Source organism: Bartonella sp. A05, assembly GCF_026930145.1.
GTDB lineage: Bacteria > Pseudomonadota > Alphaproteobacteria > Rhizobiales > Rhizobiaceae > Bartonella.
The window spans coordinates 37165-61551 of the sequence record NZ_JANHOJ010000004.1; the positions used below are offsets into that span (position 1 = coordinate 37165).

The 24387-nt window shown below is 36.9% G+C and carries 16 protein-coding genes and 2 tRNA genes; 10 read left to right on the forward strand and 8 right to left on the reverse strand.

Annotation, left to right across the window (positions count from 1 at the left end; all coding sequences use genetic code 11):
• Positions 1-390: 390 nt before the first annotated feature.
• Both gltA and gltX (NPX98_RS04815) read right to left on the reverse strand, forming a co-directional pair.
• Positions 391-1686: a citrate synthase gene (gltA, locus tag NPX98_RS04810; RefSeq protein WP_269023025.1), complete on the reverse strand. Its 1296-nt coding sequence runs from the start codon at positions 1684-1686 to the stop codon at positions 391-393.
• Positions 1687-1947: 261 nt separating this feature from the next.
• Complete coding sequence (gene gltX / locus NPX98_RS04815) at positions 1948-3375, reverse strand: glutamate--tRNA ligase (RefSeq protein ID WP_269023026.1); 1428 nt, start codon at positions 3373-3375, stop codon at positions 1948-1950.
• Between the two features lie 113 nt (positions 3376-3488).
• Between gltX (NPX98_RS04815) and NPX98_RS04820 the strand changes: the two genes are divergently transcribed.
• A complete protein-coding gene (locus NPX98_RS04820; protein WP_269023027.1) occupies positions 3489-5759 on the forward strand; it encodes a ComEC/Rec2 family competence protein in 2271 nt (756 codons plus the stop codon).
• Between the two features lie 159 nt (positions 5760-5918).
• On the opposite strand, the gene bfr is transcribed toward NPX98_RS04820, so the two are convergent.
• The gene (bfr, locus tag NPX98_RS04825; RefSeq protein WP_269023028.1) at positions 5919-6401 is read right to left on the reverse strand and encodes a bacterioferritin; all 483 of its coding nucleotides are present in this window, start codon (positions 6399-6401) and stop codon (positions 5919-5921) included.
• Positions 6402-6835: 434 nt separating this feature from the next.
• On the opposite strand from bfr, the gene rpiA reads away from it, so the two are divergent.
• The 6 genes from rpiA to gltX (NPX98_RS04855) all read left to right on the forward strand — a co-directional run bounded on the left by rpiA (position 6836) and on the right by gltX (NPX98_RS04855) (position 14414).
• A complete protein-coding gene (gene rpiA, locus NPX98_RS04830) occupies positions 6836-7531 on the forward strand; it encodes a ribose-5-phosphate isomerase RpiA (RefSeq protein ID WP_269023029.1) in 696 nt (231 codons plus the stop codon).
• 82 nt (positions 7532-7613) lie between these two features.
• On the forward strand, positions 7614-8171 hold the full coding sequence (locus tag NPX98_RS04835) for a DUF2059 domain-containing protein (RefSeq protein WP_269023030.1): 558 nt from the start codon (positions 7614-7616) through the stop codon (positions 8169-8171).
• A 175-nt stretch (positions 8172-8346) separates the two neighbouring features.
• Positions 8347-9786, forward strand: coding sequence for a glutathione-disulfide reductase (gene gor, locus NPX98_RS04840; RefSeq protein WP_269023031.1), 1440 nt, complete (start codon positions 8347-8349; stop codon positions 9784-9786).
• Between the two features lie 76 nt (positions 9787-9862).
• Complete coding sequence (locus NPX98_RS04845; protein ID WP_269023032.1) at positions 9863-11221, forward strand: class II 3-deoxy-7-phosphoheptulonate synthase; 1359 nt, start codon at positions 9863-9865, stop codon at positions 11219-11221.
• 135 nt (positions 11222-11356) lie between these two features.
• A complete protein-coding gene (locus NPX98_RS04850) occupies positions 11357-13033 on the forward strand; it encodes an NAD+ synthase (RefSeq protein WP_269023033.1) in 1677 nt (558 codons plus the stop codon).
• 10 nt (positions 13034-13043) lie between these two features.
• A complete protein-coding gene (gene gltX / locus NPX98_RS04855) occupies positions 13044-14414 on the forward strand; it encodes a glutamate--tRNA ligase (protein ID WP_269023034.1) in 1371 nt (456 codons plus the stop codon).
• Positions 14415-14490: 76 nt separating this feature from the next.
• Here the strand turns inward: gltX (NPX98_RS04855) and NPX98_RS04860 are convergent, their stop codons facing one another.
• Both NPX98_RS04860 and NPX98_RS04865 read right to left on the reverse strand, forming a co-directional pair.
• Entirely contained in the window at positions 14491-15888 is a 1398-nt protein-coding gene (locus NPX98_RS04860) for a DEAD/DEAH box helicase (RefSeq protein ID WP_269023035.1), read from the reverse strand.
• Between the two features lie 152 nt (positions 15889-16040).
• Positions 16041-16814, reverse strand: a complete 774-nt coding sequence (locus tag NPX98_RS04865; protein ID WP_269023036.1) for an NAD kinase — start codon at positions 16812-16814, stop codon at positions 16041-16043.
• 274 nt (positions 16815-17088) lie between these two features.
• Here NPX98_RS04865 and NPX98_RS04870 point away from each other — a divergent pair.
• A tRNA-Arg gene (locus tag NPX98_RS04870) sits at positions 17089-17165 on the forward strand.
• Positions 17166-17817: 652 nt separating this feature from the next.
• Here the strand turns inward: NPX98_RS04870 and NPX98_RS04875 are convergent.
• Positions 17818-18753: an NAD(P)H-dependent glycerol-3-phosphate dehydrogenase gene (locus NPX98_RS04875; protein ID WP_269023037.1), complete on the reverse strand. Its 936-nt coding sequence runs from the start codon at positions 18751-18753 to the stop codon at positions 17818-17820.
• Positions 18754-19654: 901 nt separating this feature from the next.
• On the opposite strand from NPX98_RS04875, the gene hutH reads away from it, so the two are divergent.
• Together hutH and NPX98_RS04885 are read left to right on the forward strand one after the other, a co-directional pair.
• A complete protein-coding gene (gene hutH / locus NPX98_RS04880; protein ID WP_269023038.1) occupies positions 19655-21193 on the forward strand; it encodes a histidine ammonia-lyase in 1539 nt (512 codons plus the stop codon).
• A 551-nt stretch (positions 21194-21744) separates the two neighbouring features.
• Positions 21745-23169, forward strand: a complete 1425-nt coding sequence (locus NPX98_RS04885; RefSeq protein WP_269023039.1) for an amino acid permease — start codon at positions 21745-21747, stop codon at positions 23167-23169.
• A gap of 486 nt (positions 23170-23655) precedes the next feature.
• On the opposite strand, the gene NPX98_RS04890 is transcribed toward NPX98_RS04885, so the two are convergent.
• Both NPX98_RS04890 and cpdR read right to left on the reverse strand, forming a co-directional pair.
• Positions 23656-23730, reverse strand: a tRNA-Val gene (locus NPX98_RS04890).
• Between the two features lie 100 nt (positions 23731-23830).
• Positions 23831-24193 (reverse strand): cell cycle two-component system response regulator CpdR, encoded by a 363-nt coding sequence (gene cpdR / locus NPX98_RS04895; RefSeq protein ID WP_269023040.1) that lies wholly within the window; start codon positions 24191-24193, stop codon positions 23831-23833.
• Positions 24194-24387: the final 194 nt, after the last annotated feature.

Genomic DNA, 24387 nt, shown 5'->3' on the forward strand with positions numbered 1-24387 from the left:
TAAAAGTATTATAGAGCGCTTGTATATTTTGAGGAAAGAGCAGAAGGAATAAGTTTGCGGAGAAATGTAGATGTGCTGCTGTTTTTTAGGAAAAACAGTGTATTTAAATTGCAAGTAACTTGAAGAAGAGTGCTTATATACGTTTATAAGAGTAATGCAATATTATTTTGCCATACTTAGGTTATTTGCATAGACTAAAAAATTCAGCGGCATGCTTCACATTGTTTTACAATGATATGGTTTATAATATTTGCATGGATAAGAGGAAGGCATTTCGCATATAATGCTCTGTATATTTTTTGCAAAAAATTATCAGTAATTTTTGCAAGAGTAATAAAGTCTCAAATTTTTGAGACTTTATTAATGCATCCTATAATGGATCATTTTATTTTAGATTATACGGTCATCTATAGGAATATATTCACGCGCAGCAGCACCTGTATAAAGTTGGCGTGGTCGACCAATTTTTTGCGCTGGATCTTCAATCATCTCTTTCCATTGTGCAACCCAGCCAATAGTGCGTGCTAACGCAAAAAGAACGGTAAACATTTCAGTTGGGAACCCTAAAGCTTTTAATGTAATGCCAGAATAGAAATCGACATTAGGATAGAGCTTTTTTTCAATAAAATATGCATCATTTAGGGCAATTCTTTCAAGCTCCATGGCGATATCAAGAAGTGGATCATCTTGAATATTGAGTTCTTTTAGAACTTCATGGCAGGTTTGTTGCATAATTTTTGCACGTGGATCATAATTTTTATAGACACGGTGTCCAAAACCCATAAGACGGAAAGGATCATTTTTGTTTTTTGCACGTGCAATAAATTCAGAAATTTTCTCAATGGAACCTATTTCTTGTAACATTTTTAGACATGCTTCATTGGCGCCACCATGGTTTGGTCCCCAAAGACATGCAACACCAGCTGCAATACATGCAAATGGATTTGCTCCTGATGAGCCAGCAAGACGCACAGTTGATGTGGATGCATTTTGTTCATGATCTGCATGGAGAGTGAAGATGCGATCCATAGCTCGGGAAAGTACAGGATTAATTTTGTATTCTTCGCAAGGAACAGAAAAACACATGTGGAGAAAATTTTCCGCGTAGCTGAGATCATTTCGTGGGTAAACGAATGCTTGTCCAATGCTGTATTTATAAGCCATAGCGGCAAGAGTTGGCATTTTGGAGATGAGACGAATAGAAGCAATCATTCTCTGTTGGGGATCTGTAATATCAATGGAGTCGTGATAAAATGCAGACATTGATCCAAGGCAAGCAATCATAATGGCCATAGGATGAGAGTTGCGACAGAAGCTGTGAAAAAATTGTGAGAATTGTTCATGCACCATTGTGTGCTTCATAATACGGCGGTCAAAATCGATCTTTTCCTGTTTGGTTGGCAGTTCACCGTAAAGTAAAAGGTAGCAGACTTCGAGAAAATCGCCTTTTTCAGCCAGCGTATCTATAGAATAACCACGATGAAGCAATATTCCCTTGTCGCCGTCAATATAAGTGATTTTTGATTCACAAGCAGCAGTTGAGGTAAAGCCGGGGTCATAAGTAAAAGTATCCATTTTTTTATAGAGAGAAGTAATTTCAATTACGTCAGGACCAATAGTTCCTTTTCGCACAGGCAATTCTATCTTTTTATTATTCACGGTGATGTACGCTTGTTGCTCAGACATTCAATATTCCTTTCAGATCTCTCACCTATAAAATTGAAATGAAGTTTTATCAGCTGGGCTGATGTATAGTTAAAGCTCTTCCTCCCTGTATTAGGAGTAGGTTTACCCTAAAAATCAGCTGATGCAATCTAAAAATATTTTTCATTTACAGTCCGATAGAATATATATTTGAGTATTTTAAGTTAAAAATATTTCAATTCATATAAAAATATTTATATTTTTAAATATGCATTGTTCTAGAAACTATCTATACATATGTAATTAGTATGTTGTGAGAGTAATTTGATCATGAATACGATTAAGAGATTCATCTCGTCCTAATAAAGTAAGAACATCAAAAACTCCGGGAGATGTTGTTTGTCCAGTGAGAGCTACTCGAAGTGGTTGGGCGACAGATCCGAATTTGAGTTCCTGTGTTTGTGTATAATTTCGCAGAGTTTCATCCAACGTTTTTGCATCCCAATTTGGGCATGCTTTTAAAGCGAAGTAAACACCTTTTAGAATGGCCTTACCTCTTTCATCTAAGAATGTTTTTGCTTTGTCATCAAAAGATAATGGTCTCTGTGCAAAGATAAATTTTGCACCATCAATGAGTTCAATCAGTGTTTTCGAACGTTCTTTCAAACTTGGTATTGCAGCTAGAAATTGAGCACGGTGCTGTTCATTAAGTTTTTTAGTTATTTCCAATCCGCCTTCAATATCTGGCAAAATATTAAGAGCAGCCTCAAAAAGATTTTGGTCGTTACTCGTGCGTATATAGTATCCGTTGATGGCATTTAGTTTTTTGAAATCAAAACGAGCAGCACCTTTGTTGATATTGTCTATATCAAACCAAGAAATCATATCTTCGATAGAGATGAGTTCGTCATTTCCATGACTCCAACCTAGGCGAACAAGATAATTACGCAAAGCATCAGGTAGATATCCCATTGTTCGATAAGCATCAACACCTAATGCACCATGTCGCTTTGATAATTTTGCACCGTTTTCACCATGGATAAGAGGAATATGCGCCATAACGGGGATATCCCATTCCATTGCATTGAAGATAATGGTTTGGCGCGCTGCATTTGTGAGATGATCATCCCCGCGAATAATATGTGTTATTCCCATATCATGATCATCAACAACCACTGCATGCATATAAGTGGGGGTACCGTCAGAACGTAAAATAATAAAGTCATCCAGATTTTTGTTTGGAAAGCGAATATCGCCCTGAACGCGGTCATGTACAATGGTTTCTCCATCTTGTGGCGCTTTAATACGAATGACAGGTTTAATTCCTTTGGGAGCTTCAGAAGCATTACGGTCACGCCAACGCCCATCATAACATGGAGGGCGTCCTTCTGCGCGGGCCTTTTCACGCATTTCAGCCAATTCTTCAGGAGAGGCGTAGCAATAGTAAGCTTTGCCATTTTTTACCAATTGTTCAGCGACCTGACGATGACGTTCTGCTCTTTTGAATTGCGAAATAGGTTCCCCATCATAGCTCAGTCCCATCCAATGTAAGCCATCTAAAATGGCTTGAACAGCTACTTCCGTTGAGCGTTCTCGATCTGTATCTTCGATACGTAGAAGCATTTTGCCACCGGTATGTTTGGCATAAAGCCAATTAAAGAGAGCGGTGCGAGCACTGCCAATATGAAGGAAACCAGTGGGAGAGGGTGCAAAACGGGTAACGACGGGCACGGGTATTATCCTCTAAGTTAAGATGTTATTTATGAAATTTTATTGGAAGTTTATGTTAGCATAGGTGAGAGGGTGTGCAATAGCTGCATTGCAAGTAAAGTGGGGATTGGCGAATGTCAAATTATAAAGTTAATGTTCGTACATCAATAGGAAGTTGGTTAAAACGGAAAAATTTAGGCCTGATGCGCCAAGGTAATCCCTCTATTATTGATGCCACCAATAATAGAAACTATAACGAAAAAAACATTTCTCTCTTCACTCCTTTAAAAGGGACAGTAATTGTTTTCTGGGAATGGCTGATAGATTGCATAAGAAAGGAAATTTCTTTTGGACTGCTTTTTTTATTGATTTTAGTTTTTTTTGCCACGGGCATTATTTTTTATTTTAGTTTAGATCAAGAACCAAGTTGGAATCAATTTTTTGTAACAGCGAGTATTTTTTTTGGAATATTGTGTGCGTTCCGCCGTTATCGAGGAATAAGATTCATAGCGGGTTTTTTATTATGTGTTGTATTGGGCGCATTGGCAGCAAAAATAGAAACATGGCATTTGTCTACATCAATGTTGGATAGCGATGTTTTCACGACATTAACAGGGCGTATTGTTTCTATTGAAACAATGGAAAAAGGAGGATTTCGTTTAAATGTAGATGTTCTTAAAACAGAAAAGCCAGCTTTGGATCATGGGCCTGATCGTGTTCGTCTAGTGGCAAAACATTTACCAAATGGATTGGTTGCAGGTGATGGGTTATATGGAAAGGTAGGGCTTCGTGCATTATCTGGCTCAGTTTATCCAGGGAGTTATGATTTTAGTTTTCATAATTATTTTAAAGGAATTGGTGCTCAGGGAATGTATTTAGGCAAACCAGTTAAGATATCAGTTCCACAGCCTGATACGATATTGGGTATAGCCTCACAGAAAATTGAAAATTTACGGATGAAAATGACACAAAGAATTCTTACGGGGATTGGAGGGAAAGCGGGTGATGTTTCTGCTGCTTTAATAACCGGAGAGCGAAGTGGTATTTCAAATGATACCAATGAGGCGTTGCGTAAATCTGGATTAGCACATGTCTTATCAATATCAGGTTTGCATATGGTTTTGCTTAGCGGTATGGTTTTCATTGTTATTCGTAGTTTTTTTGCACTTTTTCCAGTTGTTTCATCCTATTATTCCGCTAAAAAATTTGCTGCCATTGTAGCATTAATAATTACGGCTTTTTATTTAGTGTTATCTGGTGCAGCTATAGCTGCACAAAGAAGTTTTGTGATGATTGCAGTGATGTTGTTTGCTATATTATGCAATCGTTCTTCTTTAACAATGCGCAACTTCGCTATTGCGGGTTTAATAACGTTGGCTATTCGTCCACATGAAATATTGAACCCCGGTTTTCAAATGTCCTTTTCTGCAACTGCGGCTTTGATCGCTGCTTTTGGCTGGTGGAATGAAAAGCGATCTCTTGATATAGGAAAAACAACACCGTCTTATGTTGGAGGTGGAGTGTTGCGTTTTGCTTTCTTATCAGTTGCTTCAACTTGCGCATCGTCGCTGGTAGCAGGCTCTGCCAGTGGAATTTACGCTGCGTATCATTTTTCTAATGTAGCATCTCTCGGCATTGTGAGTAACGTTTTAGCTTTGCCTATTATCTCAATTGTCATTATGCCATTTGGGTTGATGGCAGCATTTGCAATGCTTTTTGGGCTAGAGTGGTTGCCGCTACAGATTATGGGTTTTAGTGTCAATCTTGTGATTAAAATTGCTCATACTATAACGGCTATCTCTCCTGTTTTAAATCCTGGATTTATGCCGTTATCTGCATTAGTTTTATTAAGCATAGGTTTAGTAGGCTTGACTTTTTTTATAACGCCTATCCGATATTTTTTTAGTATCTTTATTTTTTTGGGTATTTTTGTGTGTGTTACGCATTCACCTGTACAATTAATCATAGCAGATAATATGAGTCTCGTAGGCGTTATCAATGAGAAAAAATTATATATTGATCGTTTTTATGCTTCTAAGTTTACGACATCCATATGGAAAAAATCATTGAGCATAGACCAGACCATTAAACCCTCAAAAAGTGGCCCTCCATTGAATGAACAATTTGTTTGTGACGATAATGTTTGTAAAGCTTTATTAGAAAATGGATTAAAGGTTGCTGTTTTACGCGGGGATACAGATCAATGTATAAAATCTGATATTATGATTAGAACATCTGCAGCTCGTTATGAAAGATGTAACGAAACTGCACCGATAACATTCACACCTCAACAACTGTTGTCACGAGGAAGTGTCATGATGACTAAAAATAAAAAAGTTATTTGGTCATCTCAAGGTTTCCATAGACCATGGAACATGCATAAACAAAGTTCGCAAAAGTTATAACTCATGACACTAAGATGATATAATCCAACGCGCTAGAAAATACAGTTATATTCTATAAAAAAATAACTGTATTCTAAGTTTTTAAAATCCAAAGCCCTATATTTTTAAAATATATTCATACGGTAGCTAAATTTTATGAATAAGATGTATAACACAATTTTACTTTGAATCAGAAATATCTGCATTAAGCTGGCTATATCTTTCTTCTCCAATTGTGTTAAGAAGTTGTAGCTGGGTTTCAAGGAAATCAATGTGATTTTCTTCATCTTCGAGTAGCTCATCAAACAATTTCTTTGACACGTGATCTGAAAGTTTAGCGCAAATCTCACGGGATTTTAGGTACAGTTCCCGAGCATCATATTCACTCGCAAGATCGCATTCTAGAATCTCTCTCAGGTTTTGCCCAATGCGCAATGGCGCAAGAGTTTGGAGATTAGGACGCCCTTCTAGAAAAATAATGCGCTTAACAATTTTATCCACGTGCAGCATTTCTTCTAGAGATTCTTTATGCTCTATTTTAGCTAATTTTGCATAACCCCAGTTTTCTATTAGGCAAGAATGCAGCAAATATTGATTAACGGCGCTAAGTTCAAGTGCAAGGGCTGCGTTGAATTGCTCAATAATTGTTGGATGGCCTTTCATAGTATTTGATCTCTCCATATTCTTTAATGCGTAAACATAATCAAAATTAAGAGGTAATCTGCCATTTTTTTAGGCTACACCTAAGCATTTGCCTCACTATTCCTCTCAGTTTATCAATTTTATCGAAAATAATCAATTGTTAACAATTTCTTCTAGGAAAAAACAGACGATTTTTGGGGAAACTTACAAACTTAATAATTTTGTAGGATCATTTAGCATAAATTTTTATTATTAAGGATCAGAGCTAAAACTACTTATCAAGTATGGAAATATAAATAAATTTTACAAAGAGGTATAATTTTTAATCATTGTACTTTATAATCGATGTTTTTTGTGCTTGAAGATGGTGAATAAATTTTGTGGTGAATTGAAAATTTTTTGATCAATCAATTCATAATTAATATTACTTGATTGATAAAAGGATAAAGTGATTCATGAATGTTCATGAACTAAAAAAGATGTCTGCTGCTAAAGCGCTTGAGTTTGTTCAAGATGATATGCGGCTGGGTATAGGTAGTGGTTCTACAGTCAATGAATTTATTCGCCTTCTTGGTGAACGTGTCGCAAGTGGTTTACGTGTCATTGGTGTTGCTACTTCACATTATTCTGAGCAGTTATGTTGCAAGTTTGGAGTTCCTATCACTACTTTAGAACAGATGCCTGAACTCGATCTTTCTATTGATGGAGCTGATGAAATTGGTCCCCAAATGGCCTTAATTAAAGGGGGGGGGGGAGCATTATTGCGTGAAAAAATTGTGGCCGCAGCATCTCGTTCTATGCTTATTATTGCTGATGAAACGAAGATGGTCAAAACACTTGGTGCTTTTGCTTTGCCAATTGAGGTTGATTCGTTTGGTATAAGTGCTACGCGTAGAGCCATTGAAAGAGTGGCTTATAGCCTAGGGCTTTCGGGAGAAATTTCATTGCGAATGAATGGTAAAAATCCCTTTGAAACGGATGGTGGGCATTTTATTTTTGATGCATCTTGGGGGTGCATTTTGCAGCCAAGATTATTGTCTAGTGCATTGTTGGAAGTTCCGGGTGTTATTGAGCACGGTCTTTTTTTGGGATTAGCTTCACGCTCAATTATAGCGATGGCTGATGGTCAAATAAAAGTTTTAGAACTTTAAATTATTGTAAATAATTATAAGAGTTGTGAATTTTGAATAAAATATAAATTTAGGTTACAACAATTATGGGAGTAATTATTGAATGAGAGGGATTTTTTCTTTTCAGAAATTTGTGATATTATTAGGTTCCGTTGCTGTTTTAGTTGTGCATATTGGAATGGCTCATGCACAAGATGTAAGCGATCAACATCTAGAAGCAGCTAAAAGAGTGATTGACGCCATCCACGCAACCGATCAATTTGATAATTTTTTACCTATGGTTGCGCGTGATCTCAAAAATGAATTAACTGGTGATGATCCAAATTTGGCAGCAGATATTGCTGAGATTGTTGACAAACAAGTACTCGCTTTTACTAAACGGCGCTCTGGCTTAGAAAAAGAAGTTGCTCGTGTGTACGCAGAACATTTTAGCCAGACAGAACTGGAAACAATAACAATATTTTATAGTTCTGATGTTGGTAAAAAATTTTTGAAGGAAGTTCCAAGTGTTGCTCGAGATGTTTATTCTGTATTTGATGTATGGAAATCGGCTGTGATGCAGGATCTTATGAAAAATATAGAAAAAGAGATGTCTAAGACACTTAAATTGAACAAATCTGCTACTCCTATACCATCTGGCTCTCGAGCGTATTCGAAATAAGCTGCTTAATTCAATAAAATAGCCTGATTATTATTGTCATGTAAATAAAAGATTCTTTCTTGTTTTTTTAATGGTGGTTTTCTGCCATTTTTTTAAGAGAGATTAGTTTTTTAGTAGTGTAGTGTTTATCCAAAAACAATAATTTTTGAAACTAAGCAAGAATTTTTATTGAGTGATGAATAATAATGGCTTGTACGATGCTGAATATGTGCGAAGGGGGGCTTTAGTGTCTTTTGACTTTGATTTATTTGTTATTGGGAGTGGTTCCGGCGGAGTACGTTCTGCTCGTCTTGCTGGTGGTCTCGGTAAGCGTGTAGCTATAGCGGAAGAGTATCGTATAGGGGGTACTTGTGTTATTCGCGGTTGTGTGCCTAAAAAACTGTTTGTTTATGCGTCACAATATGCACGAGAGTTCAGTAAGAGTATAGGTTTTGGGTGGAAATACACTGATCCAGTGTTTAGTTGGGAAAGATTAGTTGCGGCTAAAGATAAAGAAATATTAAGATTGGAGGGACTTTATCGCAACACATTGAAAAATAATAATGTTCATGTGTATGAAAGTCGTGCTGTCTTTGTGGATGAGCATACCTTAGAGCTTTCTGCAACAGGTGAACGAGTAAAAGCAGAAAAAATTTTGATTGCGACGGGAGCAAAAACTGCACAAAATATTGCGATAGAAGGAATCGATTTATGTCTTACTTCCAATGAAATTTTTGATCTTAAAGAATTACCAAAATCAATAGTCATTGTTGGTGGTGGTTATATTGGTGTTGAATTTGCGAATATTTTTCATGAATTAGGTGTAAAAACAACGTTAATCCATCGTGGTGATTTAATTCTTCGTAATTTTGATTATGATTTGCGAAAATTACTTAGTGATGCAATGGTTGAAAAGGGAATTTCCATTGTATACAGTACAACGGTTTCTCAAGTTAAAACTCAAGGTTATGGCTATGATGTTATTTTATCGAATGGACAAACTGTCAGTGTTGATAAGGTCATGCTGGCTACGGGACGTGTGCCAAACACAGCAGGTTTAGGACTTGAGCGGGCAGGTGTTCAATTGAATGAAGCTGGCGCAATTATTGTTGATAAAACAATGACAACGAATATACCTCATATTTGGGCTGTTGGTGATGTAACAGGAAATATTCAACTAACGCCTTTAGCAATCCATGAGGCAATGTGTTTCGTTAAGACTGCATTTAAGAATATTCCAACTGTACCCGATCGTGATTTGATTGCGACGGCTGTCTTTTCACAGCCTGAGATTGGAACGGTTGGTCTTTCAGAAGAAGAAGCAATACATCGTCATAAGCATCTTGAAATTTATCGTACTCTATTTCGTCCTATGCGGAATACTCTTTCTGGTGGTTCGGAAAAAATGTTTATAAAACTTGTTGTTGATGGTGAAAGCCGTGTCGTTGTTGGTGCTCATATTTTAGGAGAGGGCGCTGGAGAGATGGCACAGCTTATAGGGATCGCGCTCAAAGGAAAATTGACGAAAGATATATTTGATGAAACTATGGCTGTACATCCGACTGCTGCAGAGGAATTGGTAACGATGTATGAGCCGAGTTACATATATAAAAATGGAAAGAAACAGGAAAGATAAATGGCGGATGTGATAATAAAAAACAAGATTTTCTCTATTATAAGCTGCGTGGATAAGCTGCTCTAGAGAGAATACGATGATGCGAAAATGGACGCCTGACTCGTGGAGAGAAAGGCCAATTGAACAAGTCCCAGCTTACCCAGATCAGTCTATGTTAGCGAGTGTTGAAGGAAAGCTGCGCAAGTATCCTCCACTTGTTTTTGCTGGTGAAGTGCGTGATTTGAAAAATGCATTAACAGCAGTTACAGAGGGGCAGGCGTTTTTGTTGCAAGGTGGTGATTGCGCAGAAAGCTTTGCGGAACACGAAGCTGATAATATCCGAGATTTTTTTCGTGTATTTTTGCAAATGGCAATAGTTTTAACATTTGGTAGTTTTAAACCAGTTGTTAAAGTTGGTCGTATTGCTGGTCAGTTTGCAAAACCTCGTTCCTCTGAGGTTGAAAGTAAGGGGAATGAAGAATTGCCTGCTTATAGAGGCGATATTATTAATGGTATTGAATTTAATAAAGATTCTCGTATTCCTGATCCACGACGGATGTTTATGGCTTATCGCCAGTCTGCAGCGACACTTAATTTGCTGCGTGCTTTTTCACAGGGAGGCTATGCTAATTTAGAAAATATCCATAAATGGATGCTGGGTTTCATTTCCAATAGCCCACAAGGTGAACGTTATGTGTTATTAGCAAAGCGTATTTCTGAAACCATAGATTTTATGCGTTCTATAGGAATTACAGCTAAAACGCATTCTTCATTACGTGAGACATCTTTCTATACAAGTCACGAGGCGCTTTTGCTTGGTTATGAAGAGGCTTTGACACGAGTTGATTCAACTTCTGGGGATTGGTATGCAACATCTGGTCATATGTTATGGATTGGTGATCGTACGCGTCAGCCTGATCATGCGCATGTTGAATATTGTCGCGGTATTCAAAATCCTATCGGATTGAAATGTAGCCCTTTCATGGATCCTGAAGAGCTTTTGCGACTCATTGATATTCTTAATCCTGAAAATGAACCGGGGCGGATTATCCTTATTGTTCGTTTTGGTTATGATAAGATTAAGCATTGTCTTCCTAGACTAATCCGCGTAGTTGAGCGTGAGAAGCGTAAAGTTGTATGGTCTTGTGATCCAATGCATGGCAATACAGTTATTGCAAATGGTTATAAAACGCGCCCCTTTGAATATATCTTGAAAGAAGTTGAACATTTTTTTTCGATACATCGAGATGAGGGAACTTATCCAGGTGGTATCCATATTGAGATGACAGGCCGTAATGTGACTGAATGCACAGGTGGAGCGCACGCTATTTCAGTAGAAGATCTTTCTGATCGTTATCATACCCATTGTGATCCGCGCCTGAATGCAGATCAGTCGTTGGAATTAGCTTTTCTTGTTGCTGAGCTTCTTAAGAAGAATCGTGATTCTGAACTGTGAGCTGTTATTCGTAAGATGTTTAAGAAGCAGATCACATAGCATGATTGTTTTATGGTGTTGATAGAGCCAGATACTTTGGGGAAAAGAAATATTTTGATGATTGAAATTGAACTATGGTCACGCTAAATTGGTGTAATGGGACAAAGGCTTATAGATAATGATTTTCGAATTGTAGTTGTTCAATTAAATCCTATTGTCGGTGACATTGAAGGAAACTTTGCTCTTGCAATAACGGCATATCAGAAGGCTCAAGAATTGAGTGCTGACCTTGTCCTGTTCACTGAGCTTTTTATAAGTTCTTACCCGCCGGAAGATCTTGTCCTGAAACCTGCTTTTATAAAAGCATGTGAAGATGCTGTTAAAAAATTAGCGAAGGTGACAAAAAAGGGACCAGGGATTGTTATTGGTGTTCCGCTAAGGCGTGGTGATGCCATTTATAATGGAGTCGTTCTTCTTGATGATGGGCAAATTATTGCTGAACGCTTAAAGTTTGATTTACCAAATTATTTTGAATTTGATGAAAAGCGTGTGTTTTCTGCTGGGCCATATCCTGAGCCTATTGTTTATTGTGGGGTGATATTAGGGATTGTAATTTGTGAGGATATTTGGAATGATTCCTCTATCTGTGCAGAACTTAAAAATAAGGGAGCTGAAATTATTCTTGTTTTGAATGGGTCTCCTTATTATCGTAATAAAACAGAAAAACGCGCAGATGTTGTTCGTGTACAAGCTATTCAATCCGGAGTACCAATTATTTATGCTAATCCAATTGGTGGGCAGGATGAATTGGTTTTTGATGGAGGTTCTTTTGCACTTAATGGACAAGGTAAAATGGCATTTCAAATGAAGCATTTTGAAAGTCATATTGCTTTGAGTCATTGGCAACAAAAATCTACGGGATGGCAGTGTATCTCTGGTCCTAATGAAGAACTTCTCAATGGATTGGCTGCTGATTATTGCGCTTGTGTTTTAGGTTTAAGAGATTACGTTAATAAAAACTGCTTTAAAGATGTTATTCTTGGTCTTTCAGGAGGAATTGATTCAGCTCTTTGTACAGCTATGGCAGTGGATGCTTTGGGGGCTGAAAGGGTGCGCACTGTAATGATGCCTTATCATTATACGTCACAGGAATCACTAAAGGATGCTGAGGATTGTGCGCGTCTTTTAGGGTGTCGTTATGAAGTGATACCAATTTTTCAACCTCTTGAGGGTTTTTTGAATGCACTGGCATCTGTTTTTTCGGAGCTGCAATCTGATGTGACAGAAGAGAATCTTCAAAGTCGTGTACGCGGAACTATTTTAATGGCTCTTTCGAATAAGTTTGGGTCAATGGTTGTCACAACAGGTAATAAGTCTGAAATGGCAGTTGGCTATGCAACACTTTATGGTGATATGAACGGGGGGTTTAATCCTATTAAAGATGTTTATAAAATGCAGGTTTACGAATTAGCTGAATGGCGTAATAAAAATCATTTGCGGAATTTATTGGGAGCAGAAGGAATTGTTATTCCACACAATATTATAGCAAAAGCGCCTTCTGCAGAATTGCGGGATAATCAAAAAGATGAGGATTCTCTTCCTCCTTATCCTGTTTTAGATGATATCTTGCAATCTCTTGTAGAAGATGACATGAGTGTTTGTGATATTGTTAAACGTGGTCATGTCCGTGAGATGGTTGAGAAAATTGAGAATCTTCTTTATTTAGCTGAATATAAAAGACAGCAATCCGCGCCTGGTGTAAAAATTAGTCAGAAGAATTTTGGGCGCAGTCGTCGTTACCCTATTACCAACCGTTTTCGCGATAAAAGTTAAGTATTGATTAATGATAAAAGTTCGTTTTGCACCCTCCCCAACAGGTTATATTCATATTGGCAATACCCGTATTGCACTCTTTAATTGGTTTTACGCGCAGGTAAATAAGGGGGCATTTATACTGCGCTATGATGATACAGATATTGAACGTTCTCAACAAGAGTATATTGATGGTATAGCTGTTGATCTTGAATGGCTTGGTATTCAACCGGATGAAATATATTATCAATCTAAACGATTTAGTCGGTATGATGAAGTTGCGGAAACGCTAAAACAGCGTGGTCTTCTTTATCCTTGTTATGAGACGGTAGAAGAATTGGATCGGCGTCGCAAAATCCAGCTTTCGCGCAAACTTCCCCCTGTTTATGACCGTAACGCGTTAAAATTAACACAAGAAGAGAAGAGAGCGTTTGAAGCTCAAGGTCGCAAACCCCATTGGCGTTTTCTTTTGCCTAATTTTGACAGTGATCCATTGCAGGCCAAGCGAACAGAAATTTATTGGGATGATATGGTAAAGGGAAAGCAGACGATTGATTTGTCTTCTATTTCAGATCCTGTTTTAATTCGTGAAGATGGGAGCTATCTATACACGTTACCTTCCGTGATTGATGATATAGATATGGCCATTACACATATCATTCGTGGTGATGATCATATTACCAATACAGGTGCTCAGGTTGCTATTTTTAAAGCTCTTAATGCAAAACTGCCAATTTTTGGCCATATTAATTTATTGACTACGGTTTCAGGAGAAGGGCTTTCAAAAAGGAATAGTGATCTTTCCATTTGCTCTTTACGGAAAGATGGTTTTGAATCCATGGCTGTGCAGTGTCTTGCTGTTTTGATTGGGACATCGCAAAATGTGCAAGCCTATCCTAATCAAGCGGCTCTTTTAGAGCATTTTAATCTTCAAGATACATCAAAATCGGCTGCAAAGTTTGATACTGCTGATCTGCTGACGCTGAATGCTTGTCTTGTTCATGAATTAACTTATGAAGAAGTAAAGACGCGGCTTGAAAAGCTTTCTATCTGTGGGGAAAAAGCAGAGTATTTTTGGAATGCAATAAAAGGTAATATTGATAAGGTGAATGATGCAGTTTTGTGGTGGACAATTATTCATGATGACCAGAACTTTGATATCGTTACTCTTGAAGATCGTGTTTTTGTACAACAATCTGCTGATTTATTGCCTGAAGGTGTATTGAATGATGAAAGTTGGAAAATTTGGACAACGGCATTAAAAGAAAAAACAGGTCGTAAAGGAAAGGCTTTATTTATGCCACTGCGTCAGGCACTCACTGGAATGGAATATGGCCCTGAAATGGGAAAACTTTTGCCGCTTTTCGGGCGTGAGAAGATAATACATAGATTGACCGTTTGAAATGAATGAAAGCAACAAGATTGACAAAGCTATTTTCTTTAAATCTTGTTGTGTTTCAAATTGTTAAATTTTTGGTTTAAGTACGTGTTTTTATAAGCATAAATGCTGGGATATCATCGCCAAACCCTAGGGGAGCGCTATTTTTGTTATGCTGATATTTATTTGGTGAATTATCTTTATTGTTTATAGTTTTGGCATAAGTGGATGTATTTTTTTTCAGTTGTTTTTTTGTTTGAGTAACACGCTCTTTTTGGGTGGTTTGCTTGGAATATTTTGTGGATTTTTGCTCTAAAATGGGATCTTTTGTTTGGTCATTTGTTGTTAAAGTAGATAAATCTCCATTGAGCCATTCAATTTTTTCTTTGCTTATTTCCTCAATAGCATTGATATATTTTTGGTCTTCTTTTGTAACAATTGTAAAAGCCTTACCGCTTCGTTTTGCGCGTCCTGTGCGACCAATTCGGTGAATATAATCTTCAGCATGTATTGGTACGTCATAGTTAAAAACGTGGCTTACATCGGGAATATCAAGCCCACGAGCTGCAACATCAGATGCAACAAGAAGAGTGATTTTATTCTCTTTGAAATTGGCCAGCATGCTCATACGCGAATGTTGATCCATGTCACCATGAAGTGCACCGACACTGAAATTATGCTTGATGAGTGAGCGGAAAAGTTCAGAAATATCTTTTTTTCGATTGCAGAAAATAATAGCGTTTTTAAGCTTTTCACCTTCATTGTGGATAAGTTCTCGCAAAACAGCTCTTTTGTCCCATGGTTTGCTTCCAGATTTAACGAGCCGTTGCATGATCGTTTTGGCTGCTGAAGATGCTTTTGTAATTTCAACATATACGGGAGAATGTAGAAACTGCTCTGTCAATTTTGTGATTTCAGGTGCCATTGTTGCTGAAAAAAACAAAGTTTGGCGGGTAAAGGGGGTCAGTTTACAGATACGTTCAATATCGGGGATAAAACCCATGTCTAACATACGATCAGCTTCATCAATGACAAGAATTTCAACACCCATTAAAAGTAATTTACCGCGTTCGAAATGATCAAGAAGACGTCCGGGGGTTGCTATAAGCACATCGGCGCCTCGTTCAAGCTTGCGATCTTGGTGTTCAAAAGAAACACCTCCAATTAAAAGTGCAACGTTTAAGCGATGATTTATTCCGTATTTATCGAAATTTTCTCCGACTTGTGCAGCAAGTTCTCGCGTTGGCTCCAATATGAGAGTACGCGGCATTCTTGCTCTTGCACGCCCCTTTTCGAGTAATGTGAGCATAGGTAAGACGAATGAAGCTGTTTTACCAGTGCCTGTTTGAGCAATTCCTAGCACATCTTTTTTTTGAAGTATGTGGGGGATCGTCTCATTTTGAATAGGCGTTGGAGTTGTATATCCCACTGATTCTACAGCTTGAATAACCTTTGTAGAAAGGCCTAAATGGTCGAAACTGTTCAAAGGTGGTATCATTCCTTCTATCAATTATTATTGCAATTTTAACCTGCTTTCTAGACTATAAGCAAGGATAAATGTTTCAAATTATTGAGAAGGGTTAAGACGCATTGACAAAAAAGTCAACCGTAACCGCTCTATATATACATAGAAAGCAATGGTAAAAATCATTAATAGCGAAATTGTTCTGATAAGATTCGTTCATCCCATGAATGGTTTGGATCAAAAAGAATAGAGGCTGTTATTTCTGTGGCTGATGAAATGGTAACCGAGAGAACAGATTTTACCTCAACATTATCGGCAGCAGCATTCACGGGACGTTTATCAGCTTCAAGCATATCAAAGCGCACGGTTACTGTATTTTGAAGCAATGCTCCATGCCAGCATCGAGGATGAAAAGGGCTCACAGGGGTGAGTGCCATAAGAGGTGCCATGAGTGGAAGAATGGGACCTTGTGCCGATAAGTTATAGGCAGTAGATCCGGCTGGGGTGGCAACGAGAATACCATCACAACTTAATTGTTCCATACGTACTTTGTCATCAACACTGATACGAATTTTAGCGGCTTGATAGGATTGGCGGAATAAGGATACTTCATTAATTGCAAGAGCTTCAATATATCCTTGATTTTCAGCATTCGCAATCATACGCAGGGGATGAATTTCTTTTTTATGTGCAGCAGCAATGCGTGTCGGCAAATTCTGTTCATGAAATTCATTCATAAGAAATCCTACAGATCCTCGATTCATTCCATAAACAGGTTTTCCAGTATTCATAACGTTTCGCATTGCTTGTAACATTGTTCCATCGCCACCGAGCGCGACAACAACATCGGTTTCTTCAAGAGAAGAATGACCATAAATAGAAATTAATTTACGGGTTGTTTTGAAAGCTTCTTCAGTTTCAGCGGAAATAAAATGAAAGCGTTTCGGGGGTGTCATCATTAAGAGTTATCCGATCTTCACGACTTAATTTTTAGTGTATTTGTGAGAATTAGAAGATTTTATATAAAAGCTATTTTTGTAAAAAGAAGAATTTTGCATGAAAAATAATTTGTTAAAGAAGAGTATCTTTGCAATATAGCATAAAAAGGTTGTATAATTATATATTTAAAGAGAAAGGAATATTCTTTATTTTTTTCTTAGAACGGAATTCACTATTGAAGCTGAATGTATGATCGGTTAAAAGGTCGAAACTAACTTAAATGCTCAATTTTAAGCACCCGTAGCTCAGTTGGATAGAGCGCTGCCCTCCGAAGGCAGAGGTCTCAGGTTCGAATCCTGTCGGGTGCGCCATTATATTTCAAAAAATATAATATAATCAATAATTTGTTTATTTAAATCATTTTCAGTCTATCCACTAGTTTACCTTTCGTTGCATGATTAAAACAGTCATGTGCTGCAAAAGTGTTTCATCATTTGTATCAATTGTGTTGTTTTATAACGTCTGTTTTGAAGATTTTTTTGTTAGCGATTTCTTATGCTTCTTTGCTTGACAGATTGTTTGCAGCTTTGTCTTATTTTAATTTTTAAGTCTATCTTATTCTTAAAGTGTAAAAGAAAAAATCTTGTTTAGACTCCTCCATAATTTTTAATGAATGATACTATTGAGTCGTTAATGCACGTGCATAGTAAATTCCACTATTTTATTATTAAATGAAGCAGGTTTTTAAAGCTTGATTCTGTTCATAAATATTCAGTTAATCAAATATGTTAGGCGCCAATATTTATATATGTCAGTTTACAAAACAATTTTCATCCCTATGAATGCTCCAGAGTATGATTCAGGTTACATTTTACGAATCTGTTTCAATTTGTAAGCTTGTTCTAAGTCGCTAGCTCATTTAAATGCTGGTTTTATTTACTCGCTTATTCACAGGTTGTGAAGGTATAGGACTTATCGGATGCATTAGATAAAAACACTTTGTAAGAATCTTATTTTAAAAAGTTATCTTTTCATTAAAATGCTCATACTTTCTAAGGGGCTTTTGCCTTGAATGATTTTTTGAACTTCTGTAGCAATAGGGGTATAGATACCTTCTCTTTGAGCAATTTGAGTAATTGCCTGACAAGTTTTAATACCTTCAGCCACTTCGCCTAAATCGTTTAAAATCTTCTCCAAAAGCTTATTTTGAGCAAGTTCAAATCCAACGCGATAGTTTCTAGAAAGAAGGGAATTCGCTGTTAGAAATAGATCGCCCGCACCAGAAAGTCCTAGGAAAGTTTGCATTTTTGCGCCAAAATATTCCCCAAAGTGGCACATTTCAACAAGTCCACGCGATAAAAGAGAGGCTTTAGCATTCTGACCCAATTTCAGCCCATCGCAGATTCCTCCTGCTATGGCGATGACATTTTTATACGCACCTGCTATTTCTCCACCGATTATATCGTTTTCAATGTAGGGTTTGATAAAGGTAGGCATCCTACTTGCAAATTCTTGAGCAAGAGTTGAATTGCACGAATGAATCACTAAGGCACATGGAAGCTCTAAAATAATTTCTTTTGCAAAACTTGGGCCTGCCAAAAAACAGAGATTTTCTGGAGCAATGAAATTCTTGGCGATTTTGCTTACAAATGCCTTTGTCTCTTCCTCGATTCCTTTACTTGCGATGAGTATTTTTGATTTTTGGCTCAGACGTACGCGAATAAACCATTCTCTTAAAGCTTGAACACTGATAGTGATAATGAAAAGTTGAGAATCTAAACTCTCTTCCAAAGAACATTGCGAAATAATGGGCTGAGAATTTTTATTCAAAGCTTTATTTAAAGGTTCTAGAGCAGAGGCGATGTTGCGTCTTGAAACAATTCGAACTTCGTTTTTTTGCGCAAAAGCAAAAGCAAGAGCTTTTCCCCAGGCACCACCGCCAAAAATTGTTATTTTCATCTCACTCCCTTAATTATTTTAGAAATTATTATATCTTCCAATGGCCGTTAATTTCTGTTTCTCTAGTTCTATAGAGAATATTGAAGCATATCATATTAAAGCACTTTATAGATATTTTTTACAGAGATATACGAAGTTATAGATTAAAGGACGTCTTAATACCAAAAGAAAGTGATGAAGATATGAAATGACTTAAGCTAAGCTTATGGGCACAGAGCTTTTGTAATGAAGCGAGGCAAAATTGGTTTGTCTCACTTGCAACAACTTTTGACTATGAATAAAAATCAATATGTCCAGTATTTGTTGTGTTATCCGGAGGCTTTTATTTATGTTATGCAAACATAATTATTTCTCTTATAGAAAGCGAGAAAAAATTTTTAGCTTAATGTAATATTGCCAGTTTATCGCTTTAAATTATTGTTAGCTACCACTTTAAACATTGGGATGAAGCTGCGATAGCAATAAGAAAATCTAAAGCGATCATTGTTTTTTGCTAGAAGCATTTATACTATTCATGAGAATTAGAAATCGTCTGTTGATTTTGTTATATAAATTCGGTGCATTGCTTTAGCAATGGATTGGTTCCTCAGAAGCCACATTATTGATGTTTTTTACATTATTGATGTTTTTTATCAGGAATCCACTGGTAACGCCATTAAAATATACGATCCAGATGAATGCCTCAAAGGAAGAATCTATGTACAGGAGATTTTAAATTCTCGTGGTATACTTATAACAAAGTACATAGTATTGATATACTATAAAGAATCTGCGGTGCTTATTAGAAAATTGAGTTTCATCAATTAATACATGCTTTATAGAGCAGAAATATCTTTTTCTGATTATCGTAAATCAATTAACGATATTGCATTACGCTTTAGATTAATTAAGAAAGAATATTATGACTATTATACTCAATCCAGGTAAGGTAACGCTTAGCGAACTTGAAGCTGTTTATTGGGATGGTGAAGTAAGCAAACTTCATGACAATACGCATTCGGCTATCAAGAAGGGGGCAGATCGGATTGCTGAAATTGCAGCTGGCAATCAACCAGTTTACGGCATTAATACTGGTTTTGGCAAATTGGCTTCAATAAAAATTGATGTAAACAATGTGGCTGTTTTGCAAAGAAATCTTATTGTATCGCATTGTTGTGGTGTGGGGGAACCTTTAGCTGAGAATATTGTACGTTTAATGATGACATTGAAGCTAATTTCGCTTGGGCGAGGGGTTTCTGGTGTTCGTTTGGAATTGGTGCATTTATTGGAGAATATGCTTGAACATGGGGTTATTCCTGTTATTCCTGAGAAAGGATCAGTTGGAGCATCAGGTGATCTTGCACCTCTTGCCCATATGGCAGCTGTGATGATAGGTGAAGGGGAAGCATTCTTTCAAAATGCGCGTATGAGCGGGGCAGCTGCTTTAGAAAAAGCGGGATTATCGCCTATTATTTTAGAGGCAAAAGAAGGCTTAGCTCTTATTAATGGAACCCAAACGTCAACAGCACTTGCACTTGCCGGCCTTTTTCGTGGTTATCGAGCATTGTGTGGTGGACTTCTTGCCAGTGCAATGTCTACGGATGCCATTATGGGGTCTACAGCGCCCTTTCATCCTGATATTCATATTTTGCGCGGTCATCATGGACAGATTGTTGTGTCGCAAACATTAGAGAAGCTCATGGAAGGTTCAGGAATTCGAACTGCGCATTTACGTGATGATGTCCGTGTACAGGATCCTTATTGTATACGTTGTCAACCACAGGTCATGGGGGCATGTTTTGATATTCTTGCGGCGGTGGCAAAAACGCTCATTATTGAAGCCAATGCAGTAACGGATAATCCTTTAATTTTAAGTGATGGTTCAGTTGTATCAGGCGGAAATTTTCATGCTGAACCTGTGGCTTTTGCTGCCGATCAGGTCGCTCTTGCTTTATGTGAAATAGGCTCAATTTCTCAAAGACGTATTGCGCTTATGGTTGATCCAGCAGTTTCTCACGGTCTTCCAGCTTTTTTGGCTCAAAATGCTGGTCTCAATTCAGGTTTCATGATTGCTGAAGTGACTGCAGCTGCTTTAATGTCTGAAAATAAACAAATGGCGTATCCAGCTTCGGTTGATTCAACACCAACTTCAGCAAACCAAGAAGATCATGTTTCAATGGCCTGCCATGGTGCTCGTCGGTTGTTGGCAATGACAGAAAATCTTTTTACGATTATTGCTATCGAAACGCTTGTTGCAGCACAAGGTATTGAATGTCGCACTCCTTTAAAAACAAGTCCTTTGTTACAGTCTGTTATAGAGCATTTACGTAAAAATATTGCAACTCTTGAAGTCGATCGCTATATGGCTTCAGACCTTGATAAAGGTCATATACTTGTGCGTGAAGGAGAGTTATTATCCATTTTGCCACAAACAATTTTTCCACAATTAGAGCTAAGATAAGTTATTTGAGGTCAAGTAAAGGAAGAGAGTTAACGGTTTTAGATTTTCTTATATGATATTTTTCACTGAATAGTATATATGATAAGAAATGAATGGTGGTTTATTGCCTAATGTAAATGGACATTTTCATTATTTTTTATAACAGATTAATAACGATACGACGATGCTATGAACACTTTATGTTATTTTGGTGGTCTTGCTCCTCTAAAGTTTTTTTGCTAAATCTAAAAGTTATTGAACTTAAGTACTATGATGATATACGGAAAGTGTTATCGTAAAAGGCTTATCTTGTTATCAGCAGTTCCTTAAAACTGAGAAAGCGGAAATGATGCAATTTTTTTGTTGTAAAAAGTGGGTGTTTTATCACCATACGAAGTAACATTATGCATTTTAGATACCATGATGTTGTGTTCTTTTGTGAAATGAAAAAATAAGATTTTAAATATTTTAGATCCGTTAGAATTTTTTCCACATTTCAATCGGCTTCGATGCTTATTAATCTGCAAACATTGCTTTTATAAAGTTATGATAGCGTTTTAAGAAGGAAATAAATGACAGCAAATGAACTTAAAAGGGGAATGGGAAAGCGTCAGGTTATATTTTTAGCTCTTGGTTCTGCTATTGGAACGGGTCTTTTTTATGGGGCAGCACAGGCGATTAATCTTGCTGGTCCAAGTGTCCTTTTGGCTTATTGTATTGCTGGTTTAGCTGTTTTTATGGTGATGCGTGCTCTTGGTGAGATGATTATTCAAAATCCGCTACCCGGTTCTTTTGCTCGTTACGCTGCAAATTATATATCGCCGTTGGCTGGTTTTTTAACAGGATGGACATATGTTTTTGAAGTTGTTCTTGTCGGTTTAGCTGATATCACAGCTTTTGCAACTTATATGGGGTTTTGGTATCCCAGTGTTGCTCCTTGGATATGGACACTCAGCATTACACTTATTATTACCGCTATTAATCTGGCAGCGGTAAAGGTATATGGCGAGCTAGAATTTTGGTTATCTTTTATCAAAATCACCGCCATTATTGCTATGATTATTGCTGGCATAGCATTAATTTTGTTTGATTGGGGAACGAATACAACCGCTACCTCTGGTATTCATAATTTATGGCAAAATGGAGGTGTATTTCCTAACGGTTTGTTTGGTTTTTTGGCTTGCTTTAGTGTTGTTGTTTTTGCATTTGGTGGGGTAGAAATTGTTGGTATGGCGGCAATGGAAGTGCAGAATCCTAACGCAACTATCTCAAAAGCAATTAATTCTATACCGATTCGTATTTTGCTATTTTATGTCATGACGTTAGCAGTTTTAATGTCACTTTATCCTTGGAATAAACTTGGTCTTATAGATAGTCCTTTCGTTTCAGTTTTTGAAAATCTTGGCATTTCATCAGCAGCTCATATTCTTAATGCTGTTGTTGTTATAGCGGCTATTTCAGCAATTAATAGCGAAATGTATGGTGCTAGCCGTATGATACATGGGTTATCACAGGAAGGCTATGCGTTTAAGAAGTTTCAATATTTATCAAAAAATGGTATACCAATTTTTGTTATTTTATTGATATTATTAATCTTTCTTCTCGGTGTTATCCTTAATTATTTTTACCATGACCAGCTTTTCTTTTTGATTGCTGCAATGGCAACATTTGCGACAGTTTTCGTTTGGATGATGATTTTACTCTCACAAATTTTTATGCGGCTTAAAATGCCTAAAGAGGAACAGCGTAATTTAAAATTTCCAATCCCGTTTTGGCCAATAGGATCGATTTTAGCTTTTATATTTATGGTTTTTATTGTTATTTCATTATGGTTTTTTGATAATACATGGCCAGTTTTGGTTGTAGGCGTTCTTTGGGTTGCTTTGCTAATTATTTGCTTTTACGCACTCAAACTTCATCCTCCTGAAAAAAGCAAGATGCATCAAGCTGTAAAAAAAGATGTAAACAAAGAGCAATATGAGGTTGAGCAACAGTGATTGCGCTAAAAAAGAAATTATTATGCTTAAGGATTCTACGGGGCAGTTTATGAAAGCACTCTTCTCTCATTGTAAGAGATATGAGAAGAACAACTTAAATTGGCAACAAAATAGTTTTCTTTTTTAAAAGAGGCGAGTTTAAGTTATCAGCGTAATTTTAATTGTATGTCAATCGTTTATTGGTGAAGAAAGAGTTTTGCTACGTTTTATAGGTTTATTGTGAGTTACGTTTAATGTACTATTTTAATAAAGGACTATTCATGGAAATATAAAATATTATTGATACAAAATAATTATTTTCATTGCGTCAGCATTATCAGATAGACACATAATTGAGGCTCATTTGATTCAACATCCATGAGGCTTTTTGGGCTAATTCTCAATAAGCTGTTAGCAAACATATTGAACAATTTATTACCGTATTACTCAATAGTAGTTAATATTGAAAAAATATCAATATAATTAACCTATTTCACTTAATAAAGCTGGTGGGCGTGACAGGGATTGAACCTGTGACCCCTACGATGTCAACGTAGTGCTCTCCCGCTGAGCTACACGCCCCACCTAATGATGATTGCATACACCACATAGAATTACAAACGTCAATGCTTAATTCAACTTTTTATTCAGTTTAACACGAATAATTTAAAGGAATATTTCTTTAAGCCGCTATAAGTATTTTTTCAACTTCACTCACCAATTCACGTAAATGAAACGGTTTAGAAAGCACTTTAGCATCAGGGGGAGCATCACTATTTGAGTTTAATGCAACCGCTGCAAAGCCTGTAATGAACATTACGCGTAAATCAGGATCAATTTCGGTAGCGCGTCGTGCAAGTTCAATACCATCCATTTCTGGCATCACAATATCAGTGAGTAAAAGAGAAAACGGCTCTTCTTGTAAACGTTGATATGCGCTTACACCATTATCGAAATCGGTAACTTCATAGCCTGCACGTTCTAGGGCTTTTACTAGAAAGCGACGCATATCATTATCATCTTCCGCAAGCAGGATTCGTTTCATAATTATATCCAATTACTTTTCATGTGTCAGAGTTTTTTGCCATATCGAATCTATACAATATAAGATATTTGTAAAAAAGCGATAAAATGCTTATAATTGGAATCAGTGGCAAAATGGTTAATTTTTATATGTTTGTTAAAAATACGCAGTATCGATTCTGAATTGAGTCAAATTTGAAATGTGTATTATGTCAT